This window comes from Mesorhizobium sp. WSM4306, assembly GCF_007003975.1.
In the GTDB taxonomy this organism is placed as follows: domain Bacteria; phylum Pseudomonadota; class Alphaproteobacteria; order Rhizobiales; family Rhizobiaceae; genus Mesorhizobium.
In genome coordinates this window covers 1-17,279 of sequence record NZ_VFTC01000039.1, presented here as the reverse complement: position 1 = coordinate 17,279, position 17,279 = coordinate 1, and the positions used below count along the sequence as shown (strand labels likewise).

Here is a 17,279-nt window from a genome sequence, read left to right as displayed (position 1 = left end):
CGGGGCGAAGGATACTGCCGCGGTCGATTTCGCCAATCGCCAACGATGCAGATCGGAGTGCCGCCGTTGCGGACAGCCCCCTTCTCCCCGTCACTATACGGGGAGAAGATGCCGGCAGGCAGATGAGGGGCAGCGCCGAGCTTTTGCCGGTTAGCCGCTAAAGATCCTCGGAATAGCCGATCGTCACGCCATATTCCGCAGCCGAGTCCAGAACCGTGTGCCACAGGCTCTCGGCGAAGGTAGCAAATGCAAGAAGATTGAACACAGCCTGCCCGTCGGCCCGATCCGGGCCGCGCCACAGCGTGACGCTGGTGTGATCCATCGACGTAGCCGCCGCGGCACCCACAGCAAACACATCGGGATGCAGGTCGATCGAAGACAGCTTCGCAAGCATCGCGCGCGCCTTGTCGCCGGAGATGCTGATCAGCGCCCGGGCATGCGACTGATCGGAAAGCGAGGCCGAGCCGGCAAAGACGGGCGCTAGGGTATCCATCGTGTGTCTGCCGTCCTTGGACAGCACCAGGAACTGGTCGGGCCCCGACCAGATCAGCGTTGCGTCGGCCGTGCCGACCGCCTTGGGCGTTTCCGGAGCCGCGATACCGAAGCGCGCCTTCGCGGCCTTGGCCACATCAGCCGCCTTGCCGCGCCGCGCCATCACCTGGACGAGGTCGAAGTTGCGGATCTCGGTCAGTGACACGCCGGCATCGCCCCGTGCACCATAAGCGCCGGCAACAAGCGCCCGGTCGATTGGACTGCGAACATCCCAGGAAAACTCAGCCACGCTGGCGCCCTCCATCCGGATCGTAGAAGACGGGATTGCAGAGCTCGACATCATAGTCCTCGCCGCGCAGTGGATCGTGCGCGTGGACGATTTCGCCGATGCGCTCGCGGCCGCGTTCGACCAGGCCCAAGCCGATCCACTGGTCGAGCGTTGGCGAGAAACAGACCGAGGTGACGTAACCCTGGTCGTTGTCAGGTCCGGGTGTCTGTCCCTTCGGGATGATATGCGCGCCGGAGCGTAGGCGCCTTGCCTTGTCGACCGGCTTGATGCCGACGACGACCTGCCGGTCCGGCGCCACCAGCGCCTCGCGTCCGGCCATGACGCGGCCGATGAAATCCTTCTTGGTCGACATCATCTTGCCGAGGCCGAGATCGGTGGCGGTCGTCGTGCCGCTCAGCTCCGGTCCGGCGACGTGGCCTTTTTCGATGCGCATGACGCCGAGCGCTTCGGTGCCGTAAGGCGTGACACCGAATTGCTTACCGGCCTGCATCAGATTGCGCGCCATCGCCTCGCCGTAGCGCGCCGGAACTGAAATCTCGAACGCCATTTCGCCGGAGAAGGAAATGCGGAACAGCCGCGCCGTGATGCCGCCACGCAGCGCGACTTCGCGCGCGCCCATGAACGGGAAACCTTCGTTGGAGAGGTCTTCGACAGGGTCGACGATCTCCTTCAGCAGATCGCGTGTCTTCGGCCCCGCGATGGAGAATTGTGCCCACTGGTCGGAGACCGAGGTCAGCTGCACGTCGAGTTCGGGAAACAGCACCTGCCGGCAGAATTCGAGGTGCTGCATTACCAGCCCGGCTTTCGCCGTGGTGGTGGTGAGGAAATAGTGATCTTCTGCGAGACGCGAGGTCGTGCCGTCATCATAGACCAGGCCATCCTCGCGCAGCATCAGCCCGTAGCGCGCCTTGCCGACGGCGAGGTTGGAAAAGGTGTTGATGTAGACGCGGTCGAGAAAGGCGCCGGCATCCGGGCCATGCACGTCGATCTTGCCGAGCGTCGAGACGTCGCAGAAGCCGACACCGCCGCGCACAGCCTTGACCTCGCGCGTCACGGATTCCAGCCAGTCCTTCTCGCCGGCGCGCGGAAACCATTGCGCGCGCTTCCACAGGCCGGTGTCGACGAAGATGGCACCTTGCTCGGCGGCCCAGTGATGCGACGGGGTCAGCCGCGTGGCATGAAACGTCTCGTCGCGGTGATGGCCGGCGAAGGCGCCGATGGCGACGGGCACGTAGGGCGGCCGGTAGATGGTCGTACCAGTCTCGGGAATGGATTTTCCGGTCACCGCCGCCATGATTGCGAGGCCGCCGACATTGGAGGTCTTGCCCTGGTCGGTCGCCATGCCGAGCGTGGTGTAGCGCTTCAGATGCTCGACCGATTCAAAGCCCTCGCGCTGCGCCAGTTCGATGTCGGACGCCGTGACGTCATGCTGCTGGTCGACGAAGGCCTTGCCCTTGCCGGCAACATGCCAGAGCGGCGTCAGCGAAAACGTCTCGTCGTCGGCGACCGGTGCCGTGCCCGCATTGCCATTGCGTCCCGCGTCACGCGCCGCTGCAGCGCCAGCGGCAAAGCCTTGGCTGAGGCAGGCGCCAAGACCGAAATCGCCATTGGCAGCCCCTGCCGCCACCATGCCGGGAGGCGCGCCATCGGGTACGAAGGCTGAGATTTCGTCGCGCCATTTCGGCCGGCCGCGATGATAGGAGGTGAGCCCGACCGCCGGGTTCCAGCCGCCGGAAACGGCGAGCCCGTCGGCTTCGACTTCGGCGCGTGCACCGCCGGTCAGCGACACCGAAATCTTGCGCACGCCGTCCTTGCCGCCGTCGACGCCGCTGACGGAGCCATGCAGCACGGCGAAGCCGTTCTTGGAGGCGAGCGAGCGATGTGCCGGCGATACATCCGGCCGTGCGTCGATCACGGCTGCGATCTGCAATCCGGCTGCGAGCGCGGTCTCGACCGTGCGCCAGCCATCCTCATTGTTGGTGAACAGCGCGATCCGTTTTGCCGGCGTGGCGGCATAGCGCGAGACATAGGTCCGCATCGCCGAGGCCATCATCACGCCGGGCGTGTCGTTGCCGGCAAAGACGATCGGCCGTTCGATCGCGCCGGCTGCGACGACGCAGCGCTTGGCCACGATCCGCCACAGCCGCTGGCGCACCTGGTGTTCTGGCGGTGTCGGCAGGTGATCGTTGACGCGTTCGATCGCGCCATAGGTGCCGCCATCATAGACGCCGAACAAGGTCGTGCGCGTCATGATGCGGACATCCGGCATCGAGCTGAGCTCGGCCAATGTGCGCGCCAGCCATTCCGCCGCCGGCAGCCCGTCGATCGTGCCGTCATCCGACAGCAGGCAGCCGCCGGGGACAAAATCCTCTTCGCACAGGATGACGCGGGCGCCGCTGCGGCCGGCTGCAAGTGCGGCCGCCAACCCCGCCGGGCCGGAGCCGGCGATCACCACATCGCAATGCGCCCAGGCCTTGTCGTAGTGGTCGGGATCGGGGGCGACCGCCGCGCGGCCGAGACCCGCGGCACGGCGGATCGCCGGCTCGTAGATCATCTCCCAGAATTTCGCCGGCCACATGAAGGTCTTGTAGTAGAAGCCGGCGACGAAGATCGGCGCGAACAACTGGTTCACCGACATGAAGTCGTGGCGCAGCGACGGCCAGCGGTTCTGGCTGGCCGCTTCGAGCCCATCATAGAGCTCGGCGGTCGTCGCCTTGGTGTTAGCCTCGCGCCGTGCGCCGGTGCGCAACTCCACCAGCGCGTTCGGCTCCTCCGAACCGGCGGTCAGAATGCCGCGCGGGCGATGGTATTTGAACGAGCGGCCGACCAGCTTGACGCCATTGGCGACCAGCGCCGACGCCAGCGTGTCGCCCTGGAAGCCGGAAAAGCTCTTGCCGTCGAAGCGGAAGTTGAGCGGCGTGGACCGGTCGATGACACCGCCGGATGAGAGTCGGTTTGTCTGGTTGGTAGCCATTACGCGCCAACCTTCGCAGCACCGGCGCCCGCCGCTGGCTCAACGGAAGAAATCTCGTGCGTCAGCGTGTTGCGGGTGACCTTCAGCCAGGCCCGGCAGCCGCCGCCGTGATACCAGTTCTCGGCCATCACGCCGGCGACGTTGTCGCGCAGATAGACATAGTCGTAGACGGCCTCTTCGCCGGCATCCGCGACGGGGCGTTGCGGCTTGGCGTCGCCGAGATAGGTGAACTCGCCGAGTTCACGTTCGCCGCAGAAAGGACAGGTAATACGCATCGGTTTGTGGCCGTCCTCAGAGCATGATGCCAAAAAGTGTGGAGCGGTTTTCGGATAACATCATGCTCTATCTCTAATGCAGGTTCGGTTGGGCGCCCTGGCCCTTTTCGTCGATCATGGCGCCGCGCTGGAAGCGGTCGAGGCGAAACAGCGCCGCCTCCTTGTGCGACTCGTCGCGCGCCAACAGATGGGCAAAGACGAAGCCGGAGCCCGGCGTCGCCTTGAAGCCGCCATAGCACCAGCCGGCATTGAGATAGAGCCCGTCGACCGGCGTCTTGTCGATGATCGGCGAGCCGTCCATCGACATGTCCATGATGCCGCCCCACTGACGCAAAAGCCGCACGCGGCCGATCATCGGGATCAGCGCCATGCCGCCTTCGCAGACGTCTTCCATCACCGGCATGTTGCCGCGCTGGGCGTAGGAATTGTAGCCATCGATGTCGCCGCCGAAGACGAGGCCGCCCTTGTCCGACTGGCTGACATAGAAATGTCCGGCGCCGAAGGTCATGACGCCGGGAATGAGTGGCTTGATCGCTTCCGAGACGAAGGCTTGCAGCACATGGCTTTCGATAGGCAGGCGCAGGCCCGCCATCGCCGCGACGCGCGAGGAGGAACCGGCAACAGCCATGCCGACCTTGCCGGCGCCGATCTTGCCGCGCGACGTCTCGACGCCGGTGACCTTGCCGTTGCCGTCCCGGACAAAACCGGTGACCTCGCAATTCTGGATGATGTCGACGCCGAGTTCGCTCGCCGCATGGGCATAGCCCCACACCACCGCGTCATGCCGCGCCGTGCCGGCCCGCCGTTGCAACAGCCCGCCTTGCACGGGAAAGCGTGCATTGTCGAAGTTCAGGAACGGCATCGTTTTTCGCAGCGCCGTCTGGTCGAGCAGTTCGGCGTCGATGCCGTTGATGCGCATGGTGTTGCCGCGCCGGGCATACGCGTCGCGCTGCGCGTCGGAGTGGTAGAGATTGACGATGCCGCGCTGGCTGACCATGGCATTGTAGTTGAGGTCTTGCTCCATCCGCTCCCACAGCTTCATCGACAATTCGTAGAAGCCGGTATTGCCGGGCAGACCGTAGTTGGAGCGGATGATGGTGGTGTTGCGGCCCGCATTGCCGGAACCGATCCAGCCTTTTTCCAGCACGGCGACATTTTTGATGCCGAATTCGCTGGCCAGGAACCAGGCGGTGGCGAGGCCATGGCCGCCGCCGCCGATGATCACCACATCGTAGCGGTCCTTCGGCGTGGCGTCGCGCCAGGTGCGCTGCCAGTTCTTGTGGCCGGAAAGGGCAGCGCGGGCGAGCGAGAAGATTGAATATTTCATACGTTCATTCCGAGGTCGCTCGCACCGCTAGGACGATTAGATGTCCAGCGTGTGGTCGCGCTCCCATTGCGTGAAGTGCGAAGCATAGGAATTCCATTCCTGGTGCTTCAGCTTTAGGTAAGCCGACGAGAATTCCTCACCCAGCGCCGCCTTGAGCGATTTGTCCTTGTCGTATTCGCGCAACGCGTCGAGCAGGTTGAGCGGTAGCTTCGGCGCGCCCTTCACCGTATGGCCATGCTGGTACATGTCGATGTCGTAGCGCTTGCCGGGATCGGCCTTGGAGCGGATGCCGTCAAGGCCGGCTGCGATGATGACGGCCTGCAGCAAATACGGGTTGGCGGCGCCGTCCGGCAGCCGCAGCTCGAAGCGGCCGGGGCCGGGCACGCGCACCATATGGGTGCGGTTGTTGCCGGTCCAGGTCACCGTGTTCGGCGCCCAGGTGGCGCCAGAAATGGTGCGCGGCGCGTTGATGCGCTTGTAGGAGTTCACCGTCGGGTTGGTGATCGCGGCGAGTGCGGAGGCATGTTTCATGATGCCGCCGAGGAAATTCTTGCCCTTGGCCGACAGGCCGAGCTCCATCGCATTGTCGGCAAAGACATTGGTTTTCCCGGCCTTATCCCACACCGAGATGTGGGCGTGGCAGCCATTGCCGGTCAGGCCCTGGAAAGGTTTTGGCATGAAAGTGGCGCGCAGCCCGTGCTTTTCGGCGACAGACTTGACCATGAATTTGAAGAAGGAATGCTTGTCGGCGGTCGCGAGCACGTCGTCGAAGGCCCAGTTCATCTCGAACTGGCCGTTGGCGTCCTCGTGGTCGTTCTGGTAGGGGCTCCAGCCCAGCGCCAGCATGTGGTCGCAGATCTCGGCGATGACATCGTAGCGGCGCATCACCGCCTGCTGGTCGTAGCAGGGTTTCGAGGCCGTATCGTATTTGTCGGAGATCACGCTGCCGTCCGGCGAGATCAGGAAGAACTCGGGCTCGACACCGGTCTTGACATGCATGCCGTCAACGGCGGCTTCCGCGACCAGCCGCCTCAGCGTGTTACGCGGGGCCTGCTCGACTTCCTTGTCATCCATGATGCAGTTGGCGGCGACCCAGGCGACATCGGGCTTCCACGGCAGCTGGATCACTGAATCCGGATCCGGCACCGCCAGCATGTCGGGATGCGCCGGCGTCAGGTCAAGCCAGGTGGCGAAACCGGCAAAGCCGGCGCCGTCCTTCTGCATGTCTGATATTGCCTGTGCCGGCACCAGCTTGGCGCGCTGGCCACCGAACAGGTCGGTGTAGGAAATCATGAAATATTTGACGCCGTTCTCTTTGGCGAATGCGGCGAGATCGTTCCCCATTATAGTTCCTCGCTTATGTCGTTGGATGCTGTTCTAGAAGCCGTTCTTCCCCGGTATCCAGTTGGTGCCGGCAAGCGGCACACCGGCCATGGCGGCGGCTTCGATGGTGAGCGCGACAAGATCCTCGGGCTCGAGATTGTGCAGGCTGTTCTTGCCGCACGCACGCGCAATGGTCTGCGCTTCGAGTGTCATCACCTTCAGATAGTTCGCCAACCGCCGTCCGGCGGCGATCGGGTCGACCCGCTTCATCAGTTCGGGATCCTGCGTGGTGATCCCTGCGGGGTCGCGGCCCTCGTGCCAGTCGTCATAGGCGCCGGCGGTGGTGCCGAGCGCATTGTACTCCGCCTCCCAGCGCGGGTCGTTGTCGCCGAGCGCGACAAGCGCCGCCGTGCCGATCGACACCGCGTCGACGCCGAGCGCCAGCGCCTTGGCGACATCGGCGCCGTTGCGTATGCCGCCCGACACGATCAGCTGCACCTTGCGGTGCATGCCGAGATCCTGCAGCGCCTGCACCGCCGGCCTGATGCAGGCAAGCGTCGGTTGGCCGACATTTTCGATGAACACTTCCTGCGTCGCGGCGGTGCCGCCCTGCATGCCATCGACGACGACGACATCGGCGCCGGCTTTCACCGCAAGGGCTGTGTCGTAATAGGGGCGAGCGCCGCCGACCTTGACGTAGATCGGCTTTTCCCAGTCGGTGATTTCGCGCAGTTCGAGGATCTTGATCTCGAGATCGTCCGGCCCGGTCCAATCGGGATGGCGCGAGGCCGAACGCTGGTCGATGCCTTTCGGCAGCGTGCGCATTTCGGCGACGCGGTCGGAAATTTTCTGGCCGAGGAGCATGCCGCCGCCGCCCGGCTTGGCGCCTTGGCCGACGACCACTTCGATGGCGTCGGCGCGGCGCAAATCCCTGGGGTTCATGCCGTAGCGCGACGGCAGGTATTGATAGACCAGTTGCTTGGAATGTCCGCGCTCTTCCTCGGTCATGCCGCCGTCGCCGGTGGTGGTCGAGGTGCCTGATAGCGTCGCGCCGCGTCCCAGGGCTTCCTTGGCGGGGCCGGACAGCGAGCCGAAGCTCATGCCGGCGACGGTGATCGGGATTTTCAGTTCGATCGGCTTCTTGGCATAGCGTGAGCCCAGCACCACTGAGGTGTCGCAGCGCTCGCGATAGCCTTCCAGCGGATAGCGTGAGATCGAGGCGCCGAGGAACAGGAGATCGTCGAAATGCGGCAGCTTGCGCTTGGCGCCGGCGCCGCGGATGTCATAGATGCCGGTCGCCGCCGCGCGGCGGATTTCGGAGAGCGTGTAGTCGTCGAAGGTCGCGGATTTGCGCGGCGTCGTCGGCGGGTTCTTGTAGGTCATGATGCCTCAATACGCGTCGGCGTTGTCGATATTGAAATTGTAGAGCGTGCGCGCCGAGCCATAGCGCTTGAATTCAGATGGCTTCACCCCGGTCACACCGGCGCGGTCGAGCAGGCCCTGCAGCAATTCGATATGCTCGGGCCGCATTTCCTTGGCGATGCAGTCCGCGCCGAGGCTCTCGACCTTGCCGCGCACGAACAGCCGCGCCTCGTAGATGGAATCGCCCAGCGCATCGCCGGCATCGCCCAGCACCACCAGATTGCCGGACTGCGCCATGAAGGCCGACATGTGGCCGATATTGCCGTGCACGACGATGTCGATGCCTTTCATCGAGATGCCGCAACGCGACGAGGCATTGCCTTCGATGACCAGCAGCCCGCCCTTGCCGGTGGCGCCGGCATATTGGCTGGCGTCGCCCTTGATGACGATCGAGCCGGACATCATGTTCTCGCCGACGCCGGGGCCGGCCGAACCGTGCACGGTGATCGCGGCGCCATCATTCATGCCGGCGCAGTAGTAGCCGACGCTGCCGCGTACATCGATTGTAACGGGCTGGTCGACGCCGACGGCGACCGAATGATTGCCCTTGGGGTGCAGCACTTCCCATGCCGTCTCGTTGGAGCCGGGCGTCAGATTGTGCAGCGCCTGGTTCAGCTCTCGCAGCGACGACACATCGAGATCGAAGACCCTGGAGGCGTGGTCTTGCGCCGCCTTCGAAAGTTTGGTTGCCGGCATGGGCTCAATGCTCCCAGAAATAGACGGTTGCGGGTTCCGGTTCCCAGACCCTCGCATTGTCTATGCCGGGCAGTTTGGTCAGCGCGCGATATTCCGAGCCGAAGGCGACATACTGGTCGGTCTCGGCCATGACGGCCGGCTTGCAGGCAATCGGGTCGCGCACCACGCCAAAGCCGTTCTTGGTGCCGACGACGAAGGTGAAGAAGCCATCGAGGTCGGAAAGCGTGCCTTCCAGCGCCTCGCCGAGATTCTTGCCATGCGCCATCTGTGAGGAGAGGTAGGCGGCCGCGACCTCGGTGTCGTTCTCGGTCTCGAAGGTCATGCCTTCTCGCCGCAGTTCGCGCCGCACGTTGTTGTGGTTGGACAGCGAGCCATTGTGCACCAGGCACTGGTCGGCGCCGGTCGAAAACGGATGCGCACCCATCGTGGTGACGGCCGATTCCGTCGCCATGCGGGTGTGGCCGATACCGTGTGTGCCGGTCATCGAGCGGACGTCGAAACGGTCGACGACCGCTTCCGGCAGGCCGACTTCCTTGTAGATCTCCACCGCTTCGCCGGCGCCCATGATGCGCACGTCGGGCCGGATCGATTGCAGTGCTTCGCGTGCGGCGTCGACCTTGTTGGGTGCGGTCCTGACAACGGCATGCGTCGATTTCACCGCAATGCTCACCGGCGCGCCGATGGCCTTGGCAAGCTCGGCGTCGAGGCCGCGGAAATCGCGATCGGGCTTCGCCGACTGGATGGTGATCTTGGCCTCATTTTTGGAAGGTGCGCCATAGATCGCGATGCCGGCACTGTCGGGACCGCGATCGCTGAGCGAGATCAGCATCTGCGACAGCATCGAGCCGAGCTTAGGCTCAAGCGACTTGTCCTTCAAAAAAAGTCCGACGATTCCACACATGTCAGCCTCCCGGCGTTTGCAGCTAAGAGATGATTAGCGAATGCGATGCCTGAATTCAATCATATGAAAAAAATATTCCTGTAGTTACGTATGCGGCTCAATGCCGCTTTGTGCGCCATCTCCAGCCGCGTGGGCGCTGTGAGCCCATATGGCGGCGCGGATGCGGGCTGTTCTGTAGGCGTCGAGGATCGACAGCGCATAGATCAGGAAGCCGCCGGCATGGCGGCCGACGAAACTGGCGTCGGCCGGCGCGATCTTCGCCGTCACCCAGGCGAGGATGACCATGAAGAACAGGAACTGCAGGCCGCGCACCGGCACGCCCAGAATGACATGGCCGCTTGCTGGCAAGACGATCGCGGCGCCAAGCACGAGATACGGATTTGTCGGTGCGGGTGCGCTCATGCCACCTGCCTTTCCTGTCGGTTGATGGCATCGCGCAGCGCCGATGCCGAGGTAAGCAGCCTCTCGACCAGCGCCGGATCGAGCCTTGTGCCGCCGAACGCAGCCTGCCGGAACACGCCGTAACGCGCGCGTTCGGCCTCGGCCAGCAGCCAGACGATGCGCACACCATTCGGCGTAATCAACAATTCCTTGGCGTGACCTTCGGCAAAGATCTCCAGATGGCCGGCGATCAGGTTTTGCGGAAAGCGCGCCGCCCTGAGGTCAGTTCGCAGCACAGCTTCAATTGGAAATCCCGGCGCCTTCGGCAGCGTGTGCTGGAGGTGGTCGAATTTGGAAAAGGTCGTCGGCGAGCCCGGCCGCATCATCATGTCGAAAGCTGCCGGCACCGCGACCGATTCGGTGATCGAGACGCTGAGCCAACGCGCCGGCAGCTTTCGCGTCGCCAGCGTGTCGACGATGGTGCGCACTTGCACGCGCCTTTCGTTCCACGAACCCACCCAGGTGACCACTCCCACTGTACCATCCGAAACGCCGGCGGCATCCGGAATGAGAATGCGGATGCTGGCCTCTTCGGCGGCATGGGCGGCTGTGGCCCTGTTGCGGCTGGCACGCGCAAGCCAGGCGATGTGAACAACGAGGGCCAGGGCGAGCGCCCCGGCGAACCATGCTGACATCACTTCAGACATCCCATCATGCAGGGCTCGCCCTGCTTGGGGCGAGCCTCTTTCCAGTCTCGATCAATAACCCTGCGGCTTCGGCCACGGCATGGTGAACTGGTCGCCGCGGCGCACATAGCGGTAGCGGTAGAAGTGGAACCACAGCGAGATCAGGAAATAGAAGATGGTCATCGCGATCAGCTGCGAGCCGAAGCCGAGGAAGATCGCAAAGAAGGTCACCACACACAGGCAAAACAGCACGATCGCGGGCAACGGGTGGAATGGGTGTGTGTAGCCGCGGCGGATGGTGCCCAGAGGCCACTTCTTCCGGAACATCATGATGTTGATGCTCATGAAGGTGTATTGCAGCACGCCCGACAGGATCGAGAAGGTGATCGCCTGGTTGAGGTCGGCGATGAAGGCAAAGGCGAGGGCGATAGGCAGCAGGAACAGGATCGAGCGGTAAGGCGTGCGGTATTTCGGATGCACCGCCGAGAACCAGGTCGGCAGATAGCGGTCGCGTCCGAGCGAGAACCAGGCGCGGGCCGCGTCGTTGATGCAGCCATTGGCCGAGGCGAGCGCGGCCAGCAGCGTGGCGATGAAAAGCAGGTTTTCGAGCAGCGGGCTCCCGGTCAGCTTGCCGGCATCCCACAGCGGATAATAGGTGATGCCGAGATATTCCCAGGGCATCAGCGAGGCGCAGACATACCAGGTCATGGCGGCGGCGATCAGAAGCGTGATCATGCCGGCCATGGTGCCATAGGGCAGGGAGCGAGCCGGCGAGCGGACTTCTTCGGCTGCCTGCGTGGTGCCTTCGATGCCGAGATAATACCAGATGCCGAACTGGAAGGCGGCGATGACGCCGATCCAGCCATAGGGCAGCGCATTGCCTGGGGTGACCAGCTCGTTGAGCTTGAGCACCGCGCCTTGCGTCCACGGGCTGACCGAGAAGAACAGGATGACGATCGAGACATAGGCGATCGCGGTGATGACGAAGTTGACGTTGAGCGTCATCAAGACGCCGCGATAGTTCAGCCACGCCAACACGACGATGGTGGCGGCAATGAAGGAATTGTGGGTGAGCCCCTCGACGCCGGCCTTGGCGACGATGGTATCGCCGAGCAGGATGGCGTCCGAGACCTCAAGCATCGTGTAGGCAAAGACCAGGAACAGCGCGACGTTGAAGGCCATCAGCGGACCGACAATGTGCTTGGCCTGCGCGTACTGGCCGCCGGCGGCAGCCACCGTCGATGTCACTTCGGAATCGATCATAGCGACCGAGGTGTAGAGCAGCCCGACCACCCAGCAGACGATGAGTGCTGCCAGCGCGCCGCCCTTGTCGGCCGAGAAATTCCAGCCGGTGAATTCGCCGACCAGCACGATGCCGACGCCGAGCGCCCAGACATGGGCCGGGCCGAGCACCCTGAGCAGCGAAACCCTGTCGCCGTGGATTGCCGTAATTATCGTTTCAGCCGCGACCGCCATTGTTTTGCCCTAGACCCGGTGCTTTTCGGAAACGGCTTCAAGCTCGCCTTCGCGCGAGGAGGTCAGCATCTCCTCGGAGTAGGTCGTGTCGATCTTGAACCAGTCGTAGAGCATCCACAGCGCAAGCACGACCGAGATACCCCAGCATGCATAAGACAGAGCCATCCACATGGTGCGTCCCCAAAATCTCTGGCGTTACTTGTCGTCGAATTTTTCGTTGATGACGTCGCGATATTCGCGGTCGGAGGCGCGGAACAGGAAGACGAAATAGCCGATCAGCACCGCCGCCATGATGATCAGCGTCGGCCAGTCAATGATGTAGTGGAAGCGGTTCTGGATGATGTCGTGCGCGGTCTCGGGCGTGTAGCCAAGCTTTTCCCAGATCGAGGCCATGGTCGGGTTCTGCCCGAGCGCCTCCCAGGTCTTGGCGTCGAGCGCGTCGATGGATTTTGCAGCACCGGCGAGGCCCAGTTTCAGCGGCAGCCACAGCGCCACGAAAATGGCGACGACGACAACGACGATATCGAAAATCTGCCCGGCCTTGCCTTGTTCCGGCGGCGTGTAGCGCGACATGTCTTCTACCCCTCAGGATTTCAGGATTTGCGGTTGCGGGCCGCGTCGGCATTCTTGATGTCGAGACCGTAGATGAAGTCCTTGTCTTCCTTGTAGTGATTGACCATCGCCAGGATGGCGGCCGTGTTGAAGATCAGCACGGCGGCGGCCGCGATGGCGACGACGATCTTGATCCCGGTGTCCGGGATGTAGGGCCATGTCATGATGAGGACGAAGAGGATCGTCGCCCACAGGCAGACGATCAGGAGCGCGGATCCGCGCACGTCGGAACGGTACAGCGCTTCGATGCGCTGCTGCAGGTCTGACATCGGTTTTCCCCTTTTTCCAACGCCGGCTTCCGAGATCGGCCGATCGCTGCCCTCTTTCAAGAGAGTGAAATTTTTTTCATAAATTCAGGCCTATTTGCGGAATTGTCAAGACGAATTTACGTTTGGTTAACCGGTCATTTGGCGTGGCAAATTTTGCCTGACAATGAAATTATTTGCTTACGGGTATTGCGGCGCCCGAACGTTTGCGATCAATATTCGCTCAAAGCTCCCGCCGCAGCGCGAGGGGCAGGGAACACAATTGAATTTTCGAACGGAGGATTAGCGGATGACGGCATCCTGGAGATTTTCGACCCTGGCGGATCGCCATCGCGCACTCGGCTCGAAGCTCGAAGACTGGAGCGGCATGGGCACCGCCTGGACCTATGACAAGGATGCCGACGAGGAATACACCGCCATCCGCACCAAAGCCGGGCTGATGGATGTGTCGGGCCTGAAGAAGGTTCACATCACCGGGCCGCACGCGTCGCATCTCATCGATCTCGCCACGACGCGCGACGTCGAAAGGATCTATCCCGGCAAGTCGGCCTATGCCTGCATGCTGAACGAAGCGGGAAAATTCACCGACGACTGCATCCTCTACCGCACCGGCCCGAACAGCTGGATGGTGGTGCATGGCTCCGGCACCGGCCATGAGGAACTGCAGCGCGCTTCCGTCGGCCGCGACGTCTCGCTGCGCTTCGATGACAATCTGCACGACCTGTCGCTGCAGGGGCCGACCGCTGTCGACTATCTCTCCAAGCATGTGCCGGGCATCCGCGATCTCAACTACTTCCATCACATGCAGACGCAGCTGTTCGGTTTTCCCGTCATGATCTCGCGCACCGGCTACACCGGCGAGCGCGGCTACGAAATCTTCTGCCGCGGCCAGGATGCCGGCCCGATCTGGGACAGGATTCTCGACGAGGGCAAGAGCGCCGGCATCATTCCCTGCCGCTTCACCACGCTGGATATGTTGCGCGTCGAAAGCTACCTTTTGTTCTATCCCTACGATAATTCGCAAAAGTATCCGTTCGAGAATGAAGGCCCCGGCGACACGCTGTGGGAACTCGGCCTCGACTTCACCGTCAGTCCAGGGAAAACCGGCTTCCGCGGTGCGGAGGAGCATTATCGGCTGAAAGGCAAGGAACGCTTCAAGATCTATGGCGTTCTGCTCGACGGCAAGGAGCCGGCCGACGAGGGCGCGCCGGTCTATCGCGACGGCAAAAAGGTCGGCGTGGTGACCTGCGCCATGTATTCGCCGCTGGTCAAGAAATCGATGGGCATCGCTCGCCTCGACGTCGACTGCGCGGTCAAGGACACCAAGCTCGAGATCCGCAACAAGAGCGGATCGATCAAGGCGACGGCGCAGCCGCTGCCCTTCGACGATCCCAAGAAGACCAAGCGCACGGCAAAAGGCTGAGGCATAATCGACAGCGAGGGATTTTAGGGCACAAAGAGAGAATGGCAGCCAAGACGATCATCAGCCGGCCCATTTACGGAACCCTGTCTCCGCAGCCCGGCAAGCATCATCTTTTTCTGGCGGATGCGGAAGGCGCGCTGGCGATCGTTGATATGGCAAAGACGGCGCCGCCCGGCTTCTTCGACGGCGCAGAGATCGTCTTCATTCCCGGCACTGACGGCAAACATGTCGCCGTCCTCGAAGCATTGAAGCCGGCGCAATTTCACGTCGCGCCGTCCTTCGCCAGCCTCTTGCCGCGGCTGAAGCAGACGCTGACCAACGCCCATATGGGCCTGCGCCTCTATCTCGCAGGCACCGAAGGGCTCATTGGCCAGGCGATGCAGGTGGCGCTCGAAGCCGGCATTGACCACACGTCGATGCAGACCGAGCATCGCGGCTCGCTGGCGCGGCGCATGCAGTGTGTGCACTGCAAGGGCATCACCGAGAATGTGACGACGCAGCCGGCCACCTGTGCGCATTGCGGCCTGCTGCTTCTGGTGCGCGATCATTATTCCAGGCGGCTCGCGGCCTTCCAGGGCGTCTGCATCAATGCGGAAGACCGCAGTGAAATTCCTCCTGTCGAGGAGGCCTTCCCATGAGCACCGGCACCACCAAGCTCGATGTCGTTGTCAGCGATGTCGTCCCGGTCAACGACCTCGTCACCCGCTTTCATTTCCGCCGCCGCGACGGCGAGCTGCTGCCGACCTTTTCCGGCGGCGCCCATGTCGTGGTCGAGATGCGCGATGGCGACCTCACAAGGCTCAACCCCTATTCGCTGATGGGCTCGCCGCTCGACACCCGTGAATACACCATCTCGGTGCGCCGCGACGATGTCGGCCGCGGCGGCTCGCTGTTCATGCACCGGTCGGTCAAGCCGGGCCTGGAGATGGTGGTCAGCTATCCCGTAAACCTGTTCTCGCTTGATCTCAGGGCGAAGAAACATCTGATGCTGGCCGGCGGCATCGGCATCACGCCGTTCATGGCGCAGACCGCGCAGCTTGCCGGAGCCGGCGGCAATTTCGAGTTGCACTACACCTGCCGCACTGCTTCGCTCGGCACCTATGCCGACGTCCTGCAGGAACGCTATGGCCGCCGCATCAGGCTCTATCACGACGATCTGGAAGAGCGCATCGAGCTCGACCGGCTGTTGACCTCCCAGCCGCTTGGAACGCATCTCTATGTCTGCGGCCCGGCCGGCATGATCAACTGGGTACGAGCCCGCGCGGCAGAACTGGGCTGGCCGCCGGAGACCGTGCACTACGAGCATTTCGCGGCGCCCCAGCCCGGCCTGCCTTTCGACGTGACGTTGGCCGTCAGCGGCAAGACGATCCGCGTCGGCGAGCAGCAGAGCCTGCTCGAAGCGATCGAAGCCGCCGGCGTCGATCCGCCCTATCTCTGCCGCGGCGGTGTCTGCGGCCAGTGCGAGACCAACGTCATTTCGTATGACGGCGAGTTCATCCACAACGACCACTGGCTGAGCGAGGAAGACCACCGTTCCGGCTGCAAGATCATGCCGTGCGTGTCGCGCTTCGAAGGCAAGTCGCTGGTCTTGGAGCGGTAGGAGGAAATCATGGGCATCACCTTTCGCAAGGAAACGTTCCGCGACGATTTCACCTTCAAGAACAGCCCTGAGCACATCAGGCGCTTCCCGTTCCCGTTCCATGAGGACAGCTACATGTATGCGGTGAACATCGAGCCGCATGTCGTTGGCCCGAAGGGCTCAGTGCTGGAAAACCTGATCGACGTCGACGAGCACTATGTCGCCGAGATGCAGGACCGCGCGCTGGTGCTGGCGGAGGATCCGCTGCGCTGCCAATCGCTGCCGCACATGACGCTGGCCGGCTGGGATTTGCTCGAGCTTTTGATGGAGCAGCAGGCGCTCGGCTATCCCGAGCATTTCACGCTTGAGCGTGACGGCGACCGCTGGCGCTGGATCAACCGGCCGCTCGGCATCGACGACACCTTCACCTTCGGCGACACCTCGACGCTGCCCTATGGGCCGATGGAGTACATTACCCGCCAGAGCCAGGGAGATTTCTGCATCCTCGACCAGCGCGACGGCAATCTGTGGATGGATGCCGGCATGGTCACCACCCAGGCCGACTGGTCGCTCGATTTCGACATCGGCATGAACTTCTTCGAGTGGCACGCGCCGGTGCCGCTGGCGCATGAGAAGGGCATTTTCGTCCGGGCGCTGAAGTTCCTCACCAACATCCAGCAAGGCAAGCCGGCACGGCGCCTGAACTGGACGATGACCATCAATCCACGCCTCGACACCAGCCCCGAAAATTATCACAAATGGGGACCGGACCGCGCCACCGTGACGCCGGAGAATGTCGGCGACAAGGTGCATCTGCGCGTCGAACTGCAGAGCTTCTGGCGCCTGCCGCGCTCGAACGGCATCGTCTTCCCGATTCGCTGTTATCTCATCAAGATGGACGAGTTGGTGACGCAGCCGAAATGGGCAAGGCGTTTGCATCGCGTGATCCGCGATCTGCCGGAGGAGTTGGCGACTTACAAAGGTCTGACGCGGTATCGGCCGACGCTGGTCGAGTGGTTGTCCAAGCTCGATGATGGCAGCGTGACGAGTTCGGGGTTCGGGCCGGATTAGAAGCTGCCTGGTAGTGTACTGAGAGTTCTGCAAATTCGCTGAGAGAGGGCGGTCATGGCAGGCTGGTGATTGTTCACGTCACCTGA

General features: G+C 63.0%; 18 protein-coding genes. 4 read left to right on the top strand and 14 right to left on the bottom strand.

What is annotated here, in order from left to right; all coding sequences use genetic code 11:
* Nucleotides 1-157 precede the first annotated feature (157 nt).
* From FJV77_RS29455 to FJV77_RS29390, 14 genes are all read right to left on the bottom strand, one after another.
* Nucleotides 158-781 (bottom strand): sarcosine oxidase subunit gamma family protein, encoded by a 624-nt coding sequence (locus tag FJV77_RS29455; RefSeq protein ID WP_142869892.1) that lies wholly within the window; start codon nucleotides 779-781, stop codon nucleotides 158-160.
* A complete protein-coding gene (locus tag FJV77_RS29450) occupies nucleotides 774-3,755 on the bottom strand; it encodes a sarcosine oxidase subunit alpha (protein ID WP_142869891.1) in 2,982 nt (993 codons plus the stop codon). The genes FJV77_RS29455 and FJV77_RS29450 overlap by 8 nt, the downstream gene beginning before the upstream one ends.
* Nucleotides 3,755-4,030 carry a sarcosine oxidase subunit delta family protein gene (locus FJV77_RS29445; RefSeq protein WP_142869890.1) on the bottom strand — a complete coding sequence of 92 codons (276 nt, stop codon included), beginning with the start codon at nucleotides 4,028-4,030 and terminating at the stop codon, nucleotides 3,755-3,757. The genes FJV77_RS29450 and FJV77_RS29445 overlap by 1 nt, the downstream gene beginning before the upstream one ends.
* Before the next feature lie 73 nt (nucleotides 4,031-4,103).
* Nucleotides 4,104-5,357, bottom strand: coding sequence for a sarcosine oxidase subunit beta family protein (locus tag FJV77_RS29440; RefSeq protein ID WP_142869889.1), 1,254 nt, complete (start codon nucleotides 5,355-5,357; stop codon nucleotides 4,104-4,106).
* 36 nt (nucleotides 5,358-5,393) lie between these two features.
* Nucleotides 5,394-6,701 (bottom strand): type III glutamate--ammonia ligase, encoded by a 1,308-nt coding sequence (glnT, locus tag FJV77_RS29435; RefSeq protein ID WP_142869888.1) that lies wholly within the window; start codon nucleotides 6,699-6,701, stop codon nucleotides 5,394-5,396.
* Between the two features lie 33 nt (nucleotides 6,702-6,734).
* Entirely contained in the window at nucleotides 6,735-8,063 is a 1,329-nt protein-coding gene (locus tag FJV77_RS29430) for an FMN-binding glutamate synthase family protein (RefSeq protein ID WP_023729272.1), read from the bottom strand.
* Between the two features lie 6 nt (nucleotides 8,064-8,069).
* Nucleotides 8,070-8,798: a GXGXG domain-containing protein gene (locus tag FJV77_RS29425; RefSeq protein ID WP_142869887.1), complete on the bottom strand. Its 729-nt coding sequence runs from the start codon at nucleotides 8,796-8,798 to the stop codon at nucleotides 8,070-8,072.
* 4 nt (nucleotides 8,799-8,802) lie between these two features.
* A complete protein-coding gene (locus FJV77_RS29420; RefSeq protein ID WP_142869886.1) occupies nucleotides 8,803-9,699 on the bottom strand; it encodes a glutamine amidotransferase family protein in 897 nt (298 codons plus the stop codon).
* Between the two features lie 84 nt (nucleotides 9,700-9,783).
* Entirely contained in the window at nucleotides 9,784-10,101 is a 318-nt protein-coding gene (locus FJV77_RS29415) for a hypothetical protein (RefSeq protein WP_142869885.1), read from the bottom strand.
* Complete coding sequence (locus FJV77_RS29410) at nucleotides 10,098-10,787, bottom strand: hypothetical protein (RefSeq protein WP_185970469.1); 690 nt, start codon at nucleotides 10,785-10,787, stop codon at nucleotides 10,098-10,100. The genes FJV77_RS29415 and FJV77_RS29410 overlap by 4 nt, the downstream gene beginning before the upstream one ends.
* A 51-nt stretch (nucleotides 10,788-10,838) precedes the next feature.
* Nucleotides 10,839-12,242 carry an amino acid permease gene (locus FJV77_RS29405; protein ID WP_142869884.1) on the bottom strand — a complete coding sequence of 468 codons (1,404 nt, stop codon included), beginning with the start codon at nucleotides 12,240-12,242 and terminating at the stop codon, nucleotides 10,839-10,841.
* Nucleotides 12,243-12,251: 9 nt separating this feature from the next.
* Complete coding sequence (locus FJV77_RS29400; protein WP_142869883.1) at nucleotides 12,252-12,413, bottom strand: hypothetical protein; 162 nt, start codon at nucleotides 12,411-12,413, stop codon at nucleotides 12,252-12,254.
* Between the two features lie 24 nt (nucleotides 12,414-12,437).
* Nucleotides 12,438-12,815, bottom strand: a complete 378-nt coding sequence (locus FJV77_RS29395) for a hypothetical protein (protein WP_023668545.1) — start codon at nucleotides 12,813-12,815, stop codon at nucleotides 12,438-12,440.
* Nucleotides 12,816-12,835: 20 nt separating this feature from the next.
* Nucleotides 12,836-13,123 (bottom strand): hypothetical protein, encoded by a 288-nt coding sequence (locus FJV77_RS29390; RefSeq protein ID WP_142869882.1) that lies wholly within the window; start codon nucleotides 13,121-13,123, stop codon nucleotides 12,836-12,838.
* A gap of 286 nt (nucleotides 13,124-13,409) precedes the next feature.
* On the opposite strand from FJV77_RS29390, the gene FJV77_RS29385 reads away from it, so the two are divergent.
* The 4 genes from FJV77_RS29385 to FJV77_RS29370 are packed head-to-tail and all read left to right on the top strand — an operon-like array spanning nucleotide 13,410 to nucleotide 17,193.
* A complete protein-coding gene (locus tag FJV77_RS29385; protein WP_142869881.1) occupies nucleotides 13,410-14,543 on the top strand; it encodes an aminomethyltransferase family protein in 1,134 nt (377 codons plus the stop codon).
* Nucleotides 14,544-14,584: 41 nt separating this feature from the next.
* Nucleotides 14,585-15,181, top strand: coding sequence for a dimethylamine monooxygenase subunit DmmA family protein (locus FJV77_RS29380; protein ID WP_142869880.1), 597 nt, complete (start codon nucleotides 14,585-14,587; stop codon nucleotides 15,179-15,181).
* Nucleotides 15,178-16,143, top strand: coding sequence for a PDR/VanB family oxidoreductase (locus tag FJV77_RS29375; RefSeq protein ID WP_142869879.1), 966 nt, complete (start codon nucleotides 15,178-15,180; stop codon nucleotides 16,141-16,143). The genes FJV77_RS29380 and FJV77_RS29375 overlap by 4 nt, the downstream gene beginning before the upstream one ends.
* A 9-nt stretch (nucleotides 16,144-16,152) precedes the next feature.
* Nucleotides 16,153-17,193, top strand: coding sequence for a DUF3445 domain-containing protein (locus tag FJV77_RS29370; protein ID WP_142869878.1), 1,041 nt, complete (start codon nucleotides 16,153-16,155; stop codon nucleotides 17,191-17,193).
* The last annotated feature ends 86 nt before the right edge of the window (nucleotides 17,194-17,279 follow it).

Coding starts and splice junctions, on each gene's coding strand:
- FJV77_RS29450 (WP_142869891.1), bottom strand. CDS start 3,755: ATGGCTACCAACCAGACAAACCGACTCTCATCCGGCGGTGTCATCGAC.
- FJV77_RS29445 (WP_142869890.1), bottom strand. CDS start 4,030: ATGCGTATTACCTGTCCTTTCTGCGGCGAACGTGAACTCGGCGAGTTC.
- FJV77_RS29440 (WP_142869889.1), bottom strand. CDS start 5,357: ATGAAATATTCAATCTTCTCGCTCGCCCGCGCTGCCCTTTCCGGCCAC.
- glnT (WP_142869888.1), bottom strand. CDS start 6,701: ATGGGGAACGATCTCGCCGCATTCGCCAAAGAGAACGGCGTCAAATAT.
- FJV77_RS29430 (WP_023729272.1), bottom strand. CDS start 8,063: ATGACCTACAAGAACCCGCCGACGACGCCGCGCAAATCCGCGACCTTC.
- FJV77_RS29425 (WP_142869887.1), bottom strand. CDS start 8,798: ATGCCGGCAACCAAACTTTCGAAGGCGGCGCAAGACCACGCCTCCAGG.
- FJV77_RS29420 (WP_142869886.1), bottom strand. CDS start 9,699: ATGTGTGGAATCGTCGGACTTTTTTTGAAGGACAAGTCGCTTGAGCCT.
- FJV77_RS29415 (WP_142869885.1), bottom strand. CDS start 10,101: ATGAGCGCACCCGCACCGACAAATCCGTATCTCGTGCTTGGCGCCGCG.
- FJV77_RS29410 (WP_185970469.1), bottom strand. CDS start 10,787: ATGTCTGAAGTGATGTCAGCATGGTTCGCCGGGGCGCTCGCCCTGGCC.
- FJV77_RS29405 (WP_142869884.1), bottom strand. CDS start 12,242: ATGGCGGTCGCGGCTGAAACGATAATTACGGCAATCCACGGCGACAGG.
- FJV77_RS29400 (WP_142869883.1), bottom strand. CDS start 12,413: ATGTGGATGGCTCTGTCTTATGCATGCTGGGGTATCTCGGTCGTGCTT.
- FJV77_RS29395 (WP_023668545.1), bottom strand. CDS start 12,815: ATGTCGCGCTACACGCCGCCGGAACAAGGCAAGGCCGGGCAGATTTTC.
- FJV77_RS29390 (WP_142869882.1), bottom strand. CDS start 13,123: ATGTCAGACCTGCAGCAGCGCATCGAAGCGCTGTACCGTTCCGACGTG.
- FJV77_RS29385 (WP_142869881.1), top strand. CDS start 13,410: ATGACGGCATCCTGGAGATTTTCGACCCTGGCGGATCGCCATCGCGCA.
- FJV77_RS29380 (WP_142869880.1), top strand. CDS start 14,585: ATGGCAGCCAAGACGATCATCAGCCGGCCCATTTACGGAACCCTGTCT.
- FJV77_RS29375 (WP_142869879.1), top strand. CDS start 15,178: ATGAGCACCGGCACCACCAAGCTCGATGTCGTTGTCAGCGATGTCGTC.
- FJV77_RS29370 (WP_142869878.1), top strand. CDS start 16,153: ATGGGCATCACCTTTCGCAAGGAAACGTTCCGCGACGATTTCACCTTC.